11 protein-coding genes are annotated in these 14,799 nt (G+C 60.3%); 7 read left to right on the forward strand and 4 right to left on the reverse strand.

The features are described 5' to 3' along the window. Positions 1–153: 153 nt before the first annotated feature. The 4 genes from EJA70_RS28630 to EJA70_RS28645 form a co-directional block, all read right to left on the reverse strand. The gene (locus EJA70_RS28630; protein WP_158835729.1) at positions 154–894 is read right to left on the reverse strand and encodes a YciK family oxidoreductase; all 741 of its coding nucleotides are present in this window, start codon (positions 892–894) and stop codon (positions 154–156) included. Between the two features lie 173 nt (positions 895–1,067). After that, positions 1,068–1,739: an N-acetylmuramic acid 6-phosphate phosphatase MupP gene (gene mupP / locus EJA70_RS28635; RefSeq protein WP_158835732.1), complete on the reverse strand. Its 672-nt coding sequence runs from the start codon at positions 1,737–1,739 to the stop codon at positions 1,068–1,070. 4 nt (positions 1,740–1,743) lie between these two features. Then, positions 1,744–2,442 carry a bifunctional 2-polyprenyl-6-hydroxyphenol methylase/3-demethylubiquinol 3-O-methyltransferase UbiG gene (gene ubiG / locus EJA70_RS28640; protein WP_064120317.1) on the reverse strand — a complete coding sequence of 233 codons (699 nt, stop codon included), beginning with the start codon at positions 2,440–2,442 and terminating at the stop codon, positions 1,744–1,746. Between the two features lie 57 nt (positions 2,443–2,499). Then, positions 2,500–3,834, reverse strand: coding sequence for a TRZ/ATZ family hydrolase (locus EJA70_RS28645; RefSeq protein WP_008079777.1), 1,335 nt, complete (start codon positions 3,832–3,834; stop codon positions 2,500–2,502). A gap of 108 nt (positions 3,835–3,942) precedes the next feature. Here EJA70_RS28645 and mtnA point away from each other — a divergent pair, with 108 nt between their 5' ends. The 7 genes from mtnA (at position 3,943) to cmk (ending at position 14,684) form a co-directional block, all read left to right on the forward strand. Beyond that, a complete protein-coding gene (mtnA, locus tag EJA70_RS28650) occupies positions 3,943–5,019 on the forward strand; it encodes an S-methyl-5-thioribose-1-phosphate isomerase (RefSeq protein WP_158835735.1) in 1,077 nt (358 codons plus the stop codon). A 433-nt stretch (positions 5,020–5,452) separates the two neighbouring features. After that, entirely contained in the window at positions 5,453–8,227 is a 2,775-nt protein-coding gene (gene gyrA / locus EJA70_RS28655) for a DNA gyrase subunit A (RefSeq protein ID WP_158835738.1), read from the forward strand. A gap of 229 nt (positions 8,228–8,456) precedes the next feature. Then, positions 8,457–9,542, forward strand: coding sequence for a 3-phosphoserine/phosphohydroxythreonine transaminase (gene serC, locus EJA70_RS28660; RefSeq protein WP_158835741.1), 1,086 nt, complete (start codon positions 8,457–8,459; stop codon positions 9,540–9,542). Then, entirely contained in the window at positions 9,542–10,636 is a 1,095-nt protein-coding gene (gene pheA / locus EJA70_RS28665) for a prephenate dehydratase (protein WP_007908404.1), read from the forward strand. Before serC ends, pheA begins: the two co-directional genes overlap by 1 nt. A 13-nt stretch (positions 10,637–10,649) precedes the next feature. Then, positions 10,650–11,762 carry a histidinol-phosphate transaminase gene (gene hisC, locus EJA70_RS28670; protein ID WP_158835744.1) on the forward strand — a complete coding sequence of 371 codons (1,113 nt, stop codon included), beginning with the start codon at positions 10,650–10,652 and terminating at the stop codon, positions 11,760–11,762. A gap of 28 nt (positions 11,763–11,790) precedes the next feature. After that, positions 11,791–13,998 carry a bifunctional prephenate dehydrogenase/3-phosphoshikimate 1-carboxyvinyltransferase gene (locus EJA70_RS28675; protein ID WP_256677760.1) on the forward strand — a complete coding sequence of 736 codons (2,208 nt, stop codon included), beginning with the start codon at positions 11,791–11,793 and terminating at the stop codon, positions 13,996–13,998. Beyond that, positions 13,995–14,684, forward strand: a complete 690-nt coding sequence (cmk, locus tag EJA70_RS28680; RefSeq protein WP_158835747.1) for a (d)CMP kinase — start codon at positions 13,995–13,997, stop codon at positions 14,682–14,684. Before EJA70_RS28675 ends, cmk begins: the two co-directional genes overlap by 4 nt. Positions 14,685–14,799 lie beyond the last annotated feature (115 nt).

Consider the following 14,799-nt stretch of genomic DNA (forward strand, 5'->3'; position numbering starts at 1 on the left):
TCGGTTCAGGTTTATTAAAACCCTTTATATTCAATGGCTTGTGGTCTTTCGGGGTAGAAGGGCGCTGGATAATTGACTCATTTGTTGCAGTCGACAGCGGCAAATGCATGCCGCGACGGGATTCCGCCACGGCAACAAATGCGACGTATGGCATTACTGGGCGTTGAATGCCTGGCCGTTGATACCGCTGCTGTCCGGTCCCATCAGGTAGAGGTAGACCGGCATGATCTCCTCGGGCGTCGGGTTGTTCAGCGGGTTTTCACCTGGATAAGCCTGAGCGCGCATGCTGGTGCGGGTGCCGCCCGGGTTGATGCTGTTGGAGCGCACCGGTGCAACGCCGTCGACCTCATCGGCCAGGGTTTGCATCAAGCCTTCGGTAGCGAACTTCGACACGCCATAAGCGCCCCAGTATGCGCGGCCCTTGCGACCAACACTGCTGGAGGTGAACACCACCGACGCATCCTGCGACAGCTTGAGCAGCGGCAACAAGGTGCTGGTCAGCATGAACATGGCGTTGACGTTGACCTGCATGACGCGCATGAAATTTTCCCCGGACAACTGCTCGATCGGCGTGCGCGGACCAATGATCGAAGCATTGTGCAGCAGGCCATCGAGGTGGCCGAACTCGGTTTCGATCATTGCCGCCAGCTCATCGTATTGATGGGGCAGGGCGGTTTCAAGGTTGAACGGGATCACTGCCGGTTGTGGGTAGCCCGCGGCTTCGATCTCGTCGTAGACCTGGGTCAGATTGGCCTCGGTCTTGCCCAGCAGCAGGACAGTAGCACCATGCGCGGCGTAAGTTTTCGCGGCCGCCGCGCCGATGCCACGACCGGCACCGGTGACCAGAATGACCCGATCCTTGAGCAATTCGGGACGAGCGGTGTAATCAAACATAAAAACCTCACAATCCATTCATGAAGACCTGCTTCACCCTGTGGCGAGGGGATTTATCCCCGTTCGGCGGCGAAGCCGTCGCAAAACCTGTGTGTCACATCGCCTGGATGAAAGCGGGGGCCGCTTCGCAGCCCAACGGGGATAAATCCCCTCGCCACAAGATCTGATTCAGATCAGCAGCTGCAAATCGCGCTATCGAGCACCTTGCGCAACTCCGACGGGTGATCCACTACCACGTCCGCGCCCCAATGCCGTGGGTTGTCGTCCGGGTGGATGTAGCCAAACGTCACCGCCGCCGTTTTCGTGCCAGCATCGCGGCCCGACTCGATATCACGCAGATCATCGCCTACAAACAACACCGTCGACGGATCCAGATCAAGCATCTTGCACGCAAGGATCAACGGTTCCGGATCGGGCTTGCTGTTCTTCACGTGATCCGGGCAGATCAGCAACGCCGAACGCTCGGCCAGCCCCAGCTGCTGCATGATCGGCTCGGCAAAGCGCAGCGGCTTGTTGGTCACCACGCCCCAGACCAGATTGGCTTTTTCAATGTCGGCGAGCAATTCGCCCATGCCGTCGAACAACTTGCTGTGTACCGCACAGCCGACCAGATAGCGCTCGAGAAACTCCAGGCGCAGCTCCTCGAAGCCCGGTGATTCCGGGTCCATCGAGAATGTCACTGCAACCATGGCTTTGGCGCCGCCGGAGATCTCGTCGCGGATGTGCTTGTCGTTGATCGGCGGCAAGCCACGATCCGCGCGCATGGCCTGGCAAATGGCGATGAAGTCCGGCGCCGTGTCGAGCAGGGTGCCGTCCATGTCGAAAAGGACTGCTCTGATGGCCATCGACTTATTCCTCGCGCAGGGTCTGGATCATGTAGTTGACGTCAACGTCGTTGGCCAGCTTGTAGTGCTTGGTCAGCGGGTTGTAGGTCAGGCCGATGATGTCCTTGACGGTCAGGCCGGCCATGCGGCTCCACGCGCCGAGCTCGGACGGGCGGATGAATTTCTTGAAGTCGTGGGTGCCGCGCGGCAGCAACTTCATGATGTATTCGGCGCCGACGATGGCGAACAGATAGGCCTTCGGGTTGCGGTTGATGGTCGAGAAGAACACCTGGCCACCGGGCTTGACCATACGGAAGCAGGCGCGGATGACCGATGATGGATCCGGTACGTGCTCAAGCATCTCAAGGCAGGTCACCACGTCGAACTGCTCGGGCATTTCTTCTGCGAGGTCTTCGGCAGTGATCTGGCGGTATTCGACGTTGACGCCGGATTCCAGCTGATGCAGTTGCGCGACCGCCAGCGGTGCTTCGCCCATGTCGATGCCCATCACGGTGGCGCCACGCTGGGCCATCGCTTCGCTGAGGATGCCGCCACCGCAACCGACGTCGAGGACTTTCTTGCCGGCCAGATTGACCCGCTCGTCGATCCAGTTGACCCGCAGCGGGTTGATGTCGTGCAGCGGTTTGAACTCGCTTTCACGATCCCACCAGCGATGGGCCAGGGCTTCGAATTTGGCGATTTCGGCGTGGTCGACGTTGCTCATGTTGAATCCTCTAAAACTTGAAAAAGGGCTGTAGCCCCGGAGTTTGCCCCGGGGTGTTTACGATTCGGTGTGGCCGCTGATGCGCTGGCCCCAGGCCCGGGCGGTGGCGCCCAGTTGCTCTTCGTCCATGCGCGTCAGGCGCCGGTCGTCGAGCAGTTGCTTGCCGGCGACCCACAGGTGTTTCACGCAGTCGCGACCGGTGGCATAGATCAGCTGCGAAACCGGGTCGTAGACCGGTTGCTGGGCCAGACCGGACAGGTCGAAGGCGACGATGTCGGCGGCTTTGCCGATTTCCAGCGAGCCGACTTGCGCCTCGATCCCCAATGCTCGCGCGCCATTCAAGGTGGCCATGCGCAGCGCACGATGGGCGTCCAGCGCGGTGGCCGAACCGGCGACGGCTTTGGCCAGCAGCGCGGCGGTGCGGGTTTCGCCGAGCAGGTCGAGATCGTTGTTGCTCGCCGCGCCATCAGTGCCGACTGCGACATTCACTCCAGCCTGCCACAAACGCTCGACCGGGCAGAAGCCGCTGGCCAGTTTGAGATTGGATTCCGGGCAATGGATCACGCTGGTGTTGCTTTCTACCAGCAGCGCCAGGTCGTCATCGCTGATCTGGGTCATGTGCACGGCCTGGAAGCGCGGGCCGAGCAGGCCCAGGCGGCCGAGGCGGGCCAGCGGGCGTTCGCCACGCTGCTCCAGCGCTTGCTGGACTTCGAACGCGGTTTCGTGGACATGCATGTGGATCGACGCGTCCAGCTCCTCGGCGATCACGCGGATTTTTTCCAGATTCTCATCGCCAACGGTGTACGGTGCATGAGGGCCGAAGGTGATCTTGATGCGTTCGTGATGCTTCAAGTCGCCGAACAGCTCGACGCCCTGGCGAATCGCTTCATCGGCACTGCTGGCGCCCGGGATCGGGAAATCGAGGATCGGAATCGCGATTTGCGCACGAATGCCGCTGTTGTGCACGCGCTCGCTGGCTACTTTCGGGAAGAAATACATATCCGAGAAGCAGGTGATGCCGCCCTTGATCTGCTCGGCGATGGCCAGATCAGTGCCGTCGCGGACGAAATCTTCATCGACCCATTTCGCTTCGGCTGGCCAGATGTGGTTTTCCAGCCAGGTCATCAGCGGCAGGTCATCGGCCAGGCCCCGGAACAGCGTCATTGCTGCGTGGCCGTGGGCGTTGATCAGGCCGGGGGCGAGCAGCACATCCGGCAATTCGCGAACTTCAGTGGCGTTACACTTCAATGCTTCGGCGCGCGGGCCGATAAACACGATGCGACCGTCGCGGATGCCCAGGCCATGCTCCTTGAGCACAACGCCAGCGGGTTCGACGGGTACCAGCCAGGTCGGCAGCAATAATAAGTCGAGCGCAATGGCAGGTTTCGGCATCGAGGGTCGGTTCCAGTGCTTTTGTAAAGGATGGCGAAGTATACCCGAGCGTCTTCGCGGGGGGATCGCTATAATCGGCGGCTTTTGTTCATGAGTGCGGGGTGTGGGATGCGCGATCGACTGTTGGCTGCGGAGAAAGTGAAGGCCATCGAGTGGCGAGACGGCGCGCTGCACCTGCTGGATCAGCGTATTTTGCCGTTCGAAGAAACCTGGATTGCCTACACCAGCGCCGCCGGCGTCGCTGAGGCGATTCGCTCGATGGTGGTGCGCGGCGCACCGGCCATCGGCATCAGTGCGGCCTATGGCATTGTGCTCGCGGCCCGGGCGCGGATTGCTGAAGGTGGCGACTGGTACGCGGCGCTGGAAGAGGATTTCGCTTTGCTGGCCGATTCCCGTCCGACCGCAGTCAATCTGTTCTGGGCGCTGGGTCGTATGCACGATCGCCTTGATCGCCTGAAGCAAAACGCCGATCCGCTGGCGGCGCTCGAAGCTGAAGCCATCGCCATTCATGAAAGCGACCGCGAAGCCAACTTGACCATGGCGCAGCTCGGCGTGGACTTGATCCGCAAGCATCAGGGCAATGCTCAGGCGATTCTGACCCACTGCAATACCGGCGCGCTGGCCACGGGTGGTTTTGGCACGGCACTGGGTGTGATTCGCGCAGCCTTTATTGAAGGCATGGTCGAGCGCGTTTACGCCGACGAAACCCGTCCATGGCTGCAAGGCTCGCGTTTGACCGCATGGGAACTGGCCAACGAAGGCATCCCGGTCACCCTGAATGCCGACTCCGCCGCCGCGCACATCATGAAAACCAAAGGCGTGACCTGGGTGATCGTCGGTGCTGACCGCATCACCGCCAATGGTGATGTGGCCAACAAGATCGGCACCTATCAACTGGCGGTCAACGCCATGCACCACGGCGTGCGTTTCATGGTGGTGGCGCCGAGTTCAACCATCGACATGAACCTGGCCAGCGGTGATGACATTCCGATCGAAGAACGTGATGGCGCCGAGCTGCTGGAAGTAGGTGGCAAGCGTGTCGGTGCCGACGTTGAAGCGTTCAACCCGGTGTTTGACGTGACGCCGGCGGATCTGATCGATGCGATCGTCACCGAGAAAGGCATCGTCGAGCGCCCGGATACCGCGAAAATGGCCCAGTTGATGTGCCGCAAGCGCCTGCACTAATGCGGTGACACTCAATGTAGGAGCTGCCGAAGGCTGCGATCTTTTGACTTTATCTTCTAAAAACAAAATCAAAAGATCGCAGCCTTCGGCAGCTCCTACATGTGTGCCTACCCTTGAATGTCAATAAACATCGCTAATCCACACCACAAATCTGCGCTCAAAGAAGCTCTGAGCCTCTCTCGTCCCCGTTAAGCCTGTCACCGGTCAACTAACTATGCTCCATGCGCATCTGGGGGATAGGTGCGTGACGGCCTTTGTGATAACATCCGGCGTTTTCCGAGGCAGCTTCACGAAGCTGTCTTTACTGCGCAAATCCGCGATCCAATGTTGATTTGTCGTAAGTCGGCGCATGGCACTCGGCCTGCTCCGACGAGCTTCGTTGCTCCCACATGGATATGACGAAGTTTCACCAGAAAAAGGAATCAGGCTTCTCATGGGCGAACTGGCCAAAGAAATCCTCCCGGTCAATATCGAAGACGAGCTGAAGCAGTCCTACCTCGACTACGCGATGAGCGTAATCGTCGGCCGTGCACTGCCGGATGCGCGCGATGGCCTCAAGCCCGTGCACCGTCGCGTACTGTTCGCGATGAGCGAGCTGGGCAACGACTACAACAAGCCGTACAAGAAATCTGCCCGTGTTGTCGGCGACGTGATCGGTAAGTATCACCCGCACGGCGACACTGCCGTGTACGACACCATCGTTCGTATGGCCCAGCCTTTCTCCCTGCGCTACCTGCTGGTAGACGGTCAGGGTAACTTCGGTTCGGTCGACGGCGACAACGCTGCGGCGATGCGATACACCGAAGTGCGCATGACCAAGCTGGCGCACGAGCTGCTGGCCGACCTGCACAAAGAAACCGTGGACTGGGTGCCGAACTACGACGGCACCGAAATGATCCCGGCGGTCATGCCGACCCGTATTCCAAACCTGCTGGTCAACGGCTCCAGCGGTATCGCCGTGGGCATGGCGACCAACATCCCGCCGCACAACCTCGGTGAAGTCATCGACGGTTGCCTGGCGCTCATCGACAACCCTGAGCTGACCGTCGATGAACTGATGCAATACATCCCCGGCCCGGACTTCCCGACCGCGGCGATCATCAACGGTCGCGCCGGCATCATCGAAGCCTACCGCACTGGTCGCGGCCGTATTTACATGCGCGCCCGCTCGATCATTGAAGACATCGACAAGGTCGGTGGCCGTCAGCAGATCGTTATCACCGAACTTCCTTACCAGCTGAACAAGGCGCGTCTGATCGAGAAGATCGCCGAGCTGGTCAAAGAGAAGAAGCTGGAAGGCATCACCGAACTGCGCGACGAGTCCGACAAGGACGGTATGCGCGTCGTGATCGAACTGCGTCGCGGCGAAGTGCCTGAGGTGATCCTCAACAACCTCTACGCCCAGACCCAGCTGCAATCGGTATTCGGCATCAACATCGTTGCGCTGATCGACGGCCGCCCACGCATCCTGAACCTCAAGGATCTGCTGGAAGCCTTCGTCCGTCACCGTCGCGAAGTGGTCACCCGCCGTACCGTGTTCGAACTGCGCAAGGCGCGCGAGCGTGGTCACATCCTTGAAGGTCAGGCCGTTGCCCTGTCGAACATCGACCCGGTCATCGCGCTGATCAAGGCTTCGCCGACGCCGTCGGAAGCCAAGGAAGCGCTGATCAGCACCGCGTGGGAATCCTCCGCCGTGGTTGCGATGGTTGAGCGTGCCGGTGCTGATTCCTGCCGTCCTGAGACTCTGGATCCGCAATACGGTCTGCGCGAAGGCAAGTACTTCCTGTCGCCAGAACAGGCGCAAGCCATTCTGGAACTGCGTCTGCACCGTCTGACCGGTCTGGAACACGAAAAACTGCTGGCCGAGTATCAAGAGATCCTCAACCAGATTGGCGAGCTGATCCGCATCCTCAACAGCGCTGTGCGCCTGATGGAAGTGATCCGCGAAGAGCTGGAAGTGATTCGCGCCGAATACGGCGACGTGCGCCGCACCGAGATTCTCGATGCCCGTCTCGATCTGACCCTGGGTGACATGATCCCGGAAGAAGAGCGCGTCGTGACCATCTCCCACGGTGGCTATGCCAAGACCCAGCCCTTGGCTGCGTACCAGGCTCAGCGTCGTGGCGGTAAAGGCAAATCGGCCACCGGCGTCAAGGATGAGGACTACATCGCTCACCTGCTGGTTGCCAACAGCCACACGACGCTGTTGCTGTTCTCCAGCAAGGGCAAAGTGTACTGGCTCAAGACCTACGAAATCCCGGAAGCGTCCCGCGCTGCCCGTGGTCGTCCGCTGGTCAACCTTCTGCCATTGAGCGAAGGCGAATACATCACCACCATGTTGCCGGTCGATCTCGAAGCCATGAAGCGTCAGGCTGAAGAAGAAGAGGCTGAAGGCGTTGAGGTTGATGTAGAAGAAATCGAAAACAGCAACGAGACCGACGAAGAGCGTCGTGCCCGTATCAAGGCTGCTGACCGCAAGAAAGCACCGTTCATCTTCATGTCGACCGCCAACGGCACCGTGAAGAAAACTCCGCTGGTGGCCTTCAGCCGTCAGCGCAGCGTCGGCCTGATCGCGCTGGAACTGGACGAAGGCGACATCCTGATCTCCGCTGCTGTCACCGACGGCGAGCAGGAAATCATGCTGTTCTCCGACGGCGGCAAGGTAACGCGCTTCAAGGAATCCGAAGTTCGCGCCATGGGCCGTACCGCCCGCGGTGTGCGTGGCATGCGTCTGCCAGAAGGGCAGAAGCTGATTTCCATGCTGATTCCGGAAGAAGGCAGCGAAATTCTCACTGCTTCCGCGCGCGGCTACGGCAAGCGCACGGCGATCACCGAGTTCCCTGAGTACAAGCGTGGTGGTCAGGGCGTTATCGCCATGGTCAGCAACGAGCGTAACGGCCGTCTGGTCGGCGCTGTTCAGGTGCAGGACGGTGAAGAGATCATGCTGATCTCCGATCAGGGCACCCTGGTGCGTACCCGTGTCGACGAAGTGTCGAGCCTGGGTCGTAACACGCAAGGTGTGACGCTGATCAAACTGGCCAAGGATGAAACCCTGGTCGGTCTGGAGCGGGTTCAGGAGCCTTCGGAAATCGAAGGTGAAGAGCTTGAAGGGGAAGAGGGCGAGGAATTCGAAGGCGCTGTCGTAAACGACGATGCTGTTGAAGACCAGCAACTCGACGCCGCAGCAGACGAAGAACCGCAAGAATAAGCGGGCAACCAAGGGGGCGGATGAAAATTCGCCCCCTTGTTATTTGTCCTGTTTGAAAATTTGCAACACTGCACGGGATCGTTCCCACGCTTTGCGTGGGAATGCCGCTCGGGACGCTCCGCGTCCCATGACGCAGAGCGTCATTGGATGCATTCCCACGCAGAGCGTGGGAACGATCATCCGCAGACTAAAAGATTTAAGTGACCACCAAATCAGAGCGAGATTGGATGTGAGCAAGCGAGCCTATAACTTCTGCGCCGGTCCTGCGGCGCTTCCTGAAGCTGTCCTGCAGCGCGCCCAGGGTGAACTCCTTGATTGGCACGGCAAGGGTCTGTCGGTCATGGAAATGAGCCATCGCAGCGATGAGTTCGTGTCCATTGCCACCCAGGCCGAGCAGGATCTGCGTGACCTGCTGAATATCCCGTCGAACTACAAAGTACTGTTTCTGCAAGGTGGCGCCAGCCAGCAATTCGCGCAGATTCCACTGAACCTGTTGCCTGAAGGCGGCTCGGCCGACTATATCGATACCGGTATCTGGTCGCAGAAAGCCATCGAAGAAGCTTCGCGTTACGGCCACGTCAACGTTGCCGCCACCGCCAAGCCTTACGACTATTTCGCCATCCCGGGCCAGAACGAGTGGAACCTGTCGAAAGACGCCGCTTACGTTCACTACGCACCGAACGAAACCATCGGTGGTCTGGAATTCCAGTGGATCCCGGAAGTCGGTGACGTGCCGCTGGTGGCTGACATGTCTTCCGACATTCTGTCGCGTCCTGTCGATATCTCGCGCTTCGGCATGATCTACGCTGGCGCCCAGAAGAACATCGGCCCGAGCGGCATCGTCGTCAACATCATCCGCGAAGACTTGCTCGGCAAGGCGCGTGCGCTGTGCCCGACCATGCTCGACTACAAAGTCGCAGCGGATAACGGCTCGATGTACAACACCCCGCCGACCCTGGCCTGGTACCTGTCCGGTCTGGTGTTCCAGTGGCTGAAGGAGCAGGGTGGCGTCGACGCGATCGCCAAACTCAACGACGTCAAACAGCGCACGCTGTACGACTTCATCGACGCCAGCGGCCTCTACAGCAACCCGATCAACAAATCGGACCGCTCGTGGATGAACGTGCCGTTCCGTCTGGCCGATGATCGTCTGGACAAGCCATTCCTCGTCGGTGCCGAAGAACGCGGCCTGCTCAATCTGAAAGGCCACCGCTCCGTGGGCGGCATGCGCGCCTCCATCTATAACGCTGTCGACATCACCGCGGTCAACGCGCTGGTGGCGTACATGGCTGAATTCGAGAAGGAACACGGCTGATGTCCGAGCAAGAACTCAAGGCACTGCGCGTTCGCATTGACGCTCTGGACACCAAAGTCATGGAGCTCATCAGTGAGCGTGCGCGTTGCGCCCAGGAAGTCGCGCGAGTAAAGATGGCCTCGCTGGCCGAAGGCGAAGTGCCGGTGTTCTATCGTCCTGAGCGCGAAGCTCAGGTGCTCAAGCGTGTGATGGAGCGCAATCAGGGGCCGCTGGGCAACGAAGAGATGGCGCGGTTGTTCCGCGAAATCATGTCGTCGTGCCTGGCGCTCGAGCAGCCGCTGAAAGTGGCTTACCTCGGCCCTGAAGGCACCTTCACCCAAGCGGCGGCCATGAAGCACTTTGGTCACGCGGTGATCAGCAAGCCGATGGCGGCGATCGATGAAGTGTTCCGTGAAGTGGCGGCCGGTGCGGTGAATTTTGGCGTGGTGCCGGTGGAGAACTCCACCGAAGGCGCGGTCAATCACACGCTGGACAGCTTCCTCGAACACGACATGGTGATCTGTGGCGAAGTCGAGCTGCGCATTCACCATCATCTGTTGGTGGGTGAAAACACCAAGACCGACAGCATCAGCCGCATCTATTCCCATGCGCAGTCGCTGGCCCAGTGCCGCAAGTGGCTGGACGCGCATTACCCGAATGTCGAACGCGTCGCGGTTTCCAGCAACGCCGAAGCGGCCAAGCGGGTTAAAGGCGAGTGGAATTCGGCGGCGATTGCCGGTGATATGGCGGCAGGGCTATATGGCCTGACCCGTCTGGCCGAGAAGATCGAAGACCGCCCGGACAACTCGACGCGCTTCCTGATGATTGGTAACCAGGAAGTGCCGCCGACCGGCGACGACAAGACCTCGATCATCGTGTCGATGAGCAACAAACCCGGCGCGCTCCACGAGCTGCTGGTGCCGTTCCACGACAACGGGATCGACCTGACCCGCATCGAAACCCGTCCGTCGCGCAGCGGCAAATGGACCTACGTGTTCTTCATCGACTTCGTCGGCCACCACCGTGACCCGTTGATCAAAGGTGTGCTGGAAAAGATCAGTCAGGAAGCAGTAGCACTCAAAGTGCTGGGTTCCTACCCGAAAGCAGTTCTCTAAGGGGCGGTAGCAAATGAGTGGCAACTTCCTCGCTCTGGCACAGCCGGGCGTGCAACAACTTTCGCCGTACGTTCCGGGCAAGCCTGTGGACGAACTGGCGCGCGAGCTGGATCTGGATCCGGCGAAAATCGTCAAACTGGCGAGCAACGAAAACCTGTTGGGCGCCAGTCCGAAAGCCTTGGCGGCGATCCGCGAAGAGCTGGCCGAGCTGACCCGTTATCCGGATGGCAATGGTTTCGCATTGAAATCCTTGCTGGCCGAGCAGTGCCGCGTCGACCTGAATCAGGTCACCTTGGGTAACGGTTCCAACGATATTCTTGAGCTGGTCGCGCGCGCCTATCTGGCGCCGGGCCTGAATGCGGTGTTCAGCGAGCACGCATTTGCGGTGTACCCGATCGCTACTCAGGCTGTCGGCGCGCAAGCCAAAGTGGTGCCGGCCAAGAATTGGGGGCATGACTTGCCTGCAATGCTCGCGGCCATCGATGCCGACACCCGCGTGGTGTTCATCGCCAATCCGAACAACCCGACTGGCACCTGGTTCGGCGCTGAAGCGCTGGACGAGTTCCTGCAGGATGTTCCGGAGCATGTGCTGGTGGTGCTGGACGAGGCTTACATTGAGTACGCCGAAGGCAGCGATCTGCCGGACGGCCTGGATTTCCTCGCCGCTTACCCGAACCTGCTGGTTTCGCGCACCTTCTCCAAGGCTTACGGCTTGGCGGCATTGCGCGTTGGTTACGGTCTGTCGAGTCCGGTTGTTGCTGACGTGCTGAACCGCGTTCGCCAGCCGTTCAACGTCAACAGCCTCGCGTTGGCAGCAGCCTGCGCAGCGTTGAAAGATGAGGAGTATCTGGCGCAAAGCCGTCAGCTCAACGAGTCGGGCATGCAGCAGTTGCAGGCCGGTTTCCGTGAGCTGGGTCTGGGCTGGATCGAGTCGAAAGGCAACTTCATCTGCGTCGATCTCGGCCAGGTTGCAGCCCCTGTGTTCCAGGGCTTGCTGCGCGAAGGCGTGATCGTGCGTCCAGTGGCCAATTACGGCATGCCGAACCACCTGCGGGTGACCATCGGTCTGCCAGCGGAAAACAGCCGTTTCCTTGAAGCGCTGCGCAAGGTTCTGGCTCGTGGGTGATGTCACTGCAATGCAATCTGCTGCACCTATGATCGGTCGCCTTGTGGTGGTCGGTCTGGGGTTGATCGGTGGTTCGTTTGCCAAAGGCTTGCGTGAAAGCGGTGTGTGCCGTGAAGTGGTCGGGGTCGATCTCGATCCGCAATCGCGCAAGCTCGCGGTCGAGTTGGGTGTGGTCGATCGTTGTGAAGATGACTTGGCAGCGGCTTGCCAGGGTGCTGACGTAATTCAGCTGGCGGTGCCGATTCTGGCCATGGAAAAAGTGCTCGCGCGTCTGGCGAGCATGGATCTGGGCTCGGCGATTCTGACCGACGTCGGCAGCGCCAAAGGCAATGTGGTGCGCGCGGCAACCGAGGCGTTTGGCGCGATGCCGCCGCGTTTCGTGCCGGGCCATCCGATTGCCGGTTCCGAGCAGAGCGGGGTGGAAGCCTCCAATGCTGAGCTGTTCCGTCGTCACAAAGTGATTCTCACGCCGCTCGAGCAAACCGATCCGGCCGCGTTGGCTGTGGTTGATCGTCTGTGGCGCGAATTGGGCGCCGACGTCGAGCACATGCAAGTCGAGCGTCACGATGAAGTGTTGGCCGCGACCAGCCATCTGCCGCACTTGCTGGCCTTCGGTCTGGTCGATTCGTTGGCCAAGCGCAATGAAAACCTTGAGATCTTCCGTTACGCTGCCGGTGGTTTCCGCGATTTCACAAGAATCGCCGGAAGCGACCCGGTGATGTGGCACGACATCTTCCTCGCCAACCGCGAGGCTGTTCTGCGCACACTCGATACATTTCGCAGCGACCTCGACGCCTTGCGCGACGCGGTCGATGCAGGGGATGGGCACCAATTGTTGGGCGTTTTCACTCGCGCCCGGGTTGCCCGCGAGCATTTCAGTAAAATCCTGGCCCGCAGGGCCTATGTGGACGCTATGAATTCCAACGATCTGATCTTCCTGGCTCAACCTGGTGGCCGCCTGTCCGGTCGGATTCGCGTACCGGGTGACAAATCCATTTCCCACCGCTCGATCATGCTCGGTTCGCTGGCCGAAGGCGTCACCGAAGTCGAAGGCTTCCTCGAGGGCGAAGACGCCCTGGCGACTTTGCAGGCGTTCCGCGACATGGGCGTGGTCATCGAAGGCCCGCACCACGGCCGCGTGACCATTCACGGTGTCGGCTTGCACGGCCTGAAACCGGCGCCGGGCCCGATCTACCTGGGCAACTCCGGTACTTCGATGCGTCTGCTCTCCGGCCTGCTGGCCGCGCAAAACTTCGACAGCACTTTGACTGGCGATGCGTCGCTGTCCAAGCGTCCAATGAATCGCGTGGCCAATCCACTGCGTGAAATGGGCGCCGTGATCGAAACCGCCGCTGAAGGTCGTCCACCGATGACCATTCGTGGCGGGCACAAGCTTAAAGGCCTGACTTACACCATGCCGATGGCCAGTGCCCAGGTGAAATCCTGCCTGCTGCTCGCCGGCCTGTACGCCGAAGGCAAGACCACCGTGACCGAGCCGGCCCCGACTCGTGATCATACCGAGCGCATGCTGCGCGGCTTCGGTTACCCGGTCAGCGTTGAAGGCGCGACGGCTTCGGTTGAATCCGGCGGCAAGTTGACGGCGACCCATATTGAAGTACCGGGTGACATCTCGTCGTCGGCGTTCTTCCTGGTCGCAGCCTCGATCGCCGAAGGTTCGGAGCTGGTGCTTGAGCACGTCGGCATCAACCCGACCCGTACCGGCGTCATCGACATCCTGCGCCTGATGGGCGCGGACATCACCCTGGAAAACCAGCGCGAAGTCGGCGGCGAGCCTGTGGCTGACCTGCGCGTGCGAGCAGCTAAACTCAAGGGTATCGAGATTCCCGAGGAGCTGGTTCCGCTGGCCATCGACGAGTTCCCGGTACTGTTCGTCGCCGCTGCCTGTGCCGAAGGGCGCACGGTGTTGACCGGCGCTGAAGAACTGCGCGTCAAGGAATCGGATCGTATCCAGGTCATGGCGGACGGTTTGCTGGCGCTGGGCGTCAAGTGTGAACCGACGCCGGACGGCATCATCATCGACGGCGGCCAGATTGGCGGCGGCGAAGTGCATGGTCACGGCGATCACCGCATTGCGATGGCTTTCAGCGTTGCATCGCTGCGCGCCACTGCACCGATCCGCATCCATGATTGCGCCAACGTCGCGACGTCGTTCCCGAACTTCCTCGCGTTGTGCGCGCAGGTCGGTATTCGTGTGGCACAAGAGGCTCAGTCGTGAAAAACATTGCACCGGTCATCACCATCGATGGGCCAAGCGGCTCGGGCAAAGGCACGGTCGCCGGGATTCTGGCCAAGCGTCTGGGCTGGAACCTGCTGGATTCCGGTGCGCTGTACCGCCTGCTGGCATTTGCTGCGCACAACCATGGCGTTGACCTGACCAATGAAGAGCTGCTGAAGAAACTGGCCGCTCATCTGGATGTGCAGTTCATCGCGGCGACCGACGGTCAGTTGCAGCGGATCATCCTGGAAGGTGACGAAGTCAGCGATGTCATTCGCACCGAGAGCATCGGTTCCGGAGCTTCGCAAGTGGCTGCATTGCCGGCTGTGCGCGAGGCGCTGCTGCAGCGTCAGCGCGCTTTCCAGGAGGCGCCGGGCCTGGTGGCCGACGGTCGCGACATGGGTACGGTGGTTTTTCCGAATGCGCCGCTGAAGATTTTCCTCACCGCGAGTGCCGAGGAGAGGGCGCGCCGTCGATATTTGCAGTTGAAGGGCAAAGTCGAGGGTGTTAGTCTGTCGAGTCTGCTAGATGAGATCCGTGCACGCGATGAGCGTGACACCCAGCGAGCGGTAGCCCCGCTTAAGCCGGCGGCTGACGCCATACAGCTGGATTCCACGGAGTTGTCCATTGATCAGGTGCTTGAACGCATCATGAGCGAGATCGCCATTCGCGATATCGCCGGGTGACCAAGAAGGTTGCAGGGGACCAGTCATAGTCCTGTGGCGCTTCTTTTATTTGAAACTAACCCACACCGTCTGGGGTGTGGAGATGGGCGTATCCTTCGCCCTCATTTACAGGAAT

The sequence above is a fragment of the Pseudomonas sp. PB103 genome, from assembly GCF_009764635.1.
Taxonomy (GTDB): Bacteria; Pseudomonadota; Gammaproteobacteria; order Pseudomonadales; family Pseudomonadaceae; genus Aquipseudomonas.

Bases quoted from the DNA above. Each gene is read 5' to 3' on its own strand.
- EJA70_RS28675 (WP_256677760.1), top strand. From the start codon at position 11,791: ATGATCGGTCGCCTTGTGGTGGTCGGTCTGGGGTTGATCGGTGGTTCG.
- ubiG (WP_064120317.1), bottom strand. From the start codon at position 2,442: ATGAGCAACGTCGACCACGCCGAAATCGCCAAATTCGAAGCCCTGGCC.
- mupP (WP_158835732.1), bottom strand. From the start codon at position 1,739: ATGGCCATCAGAGCAGTCCTTTTCGACATGGACGGCACCCTGCTCGAC.
- EJA70_RS28630 (WP_158835729.1), bottom strand. From the start codon at position 894: ATGTTTGATTACACCGCTCGTCCCGAATTGCTCAAGGATCGGGTCATT.
- EJA70_RS28645 (WP_008079777.1), bottom strand. From the start codon at position 3,834: ATGCCGAAACCTGCCATTGCGCTCGACTTATTATTGCTGCCGACCTGG.
- hisC (WP_158835744.1), top strand. From the start codon at position 10,650: ATGAGTGGCAACTTCCTCGCTCTGGCACAGCCGGGCGTGCAACAACTT.
- pheA (WP_007908404.1), top strand. From the start codon at position 9,542: ATGTCCGAGCAAGAACTCAAGGCACTGCGCGTTCGCATTGACGCTCTG.
- gyrA (WP_158835738.1), top strand. From the start codon at position 5,453: ATGGGCGAACTGGCCAAAGAAATCCTCCCGGTCAATATCGAAGACGAG.
- mtnA (WP_158835735.1), top strand. From the start codon at position 3,943: ATGCGCGATCGACTGTTGGCTGCGGAGAAAGTGAAGGCCATCGAGTGG.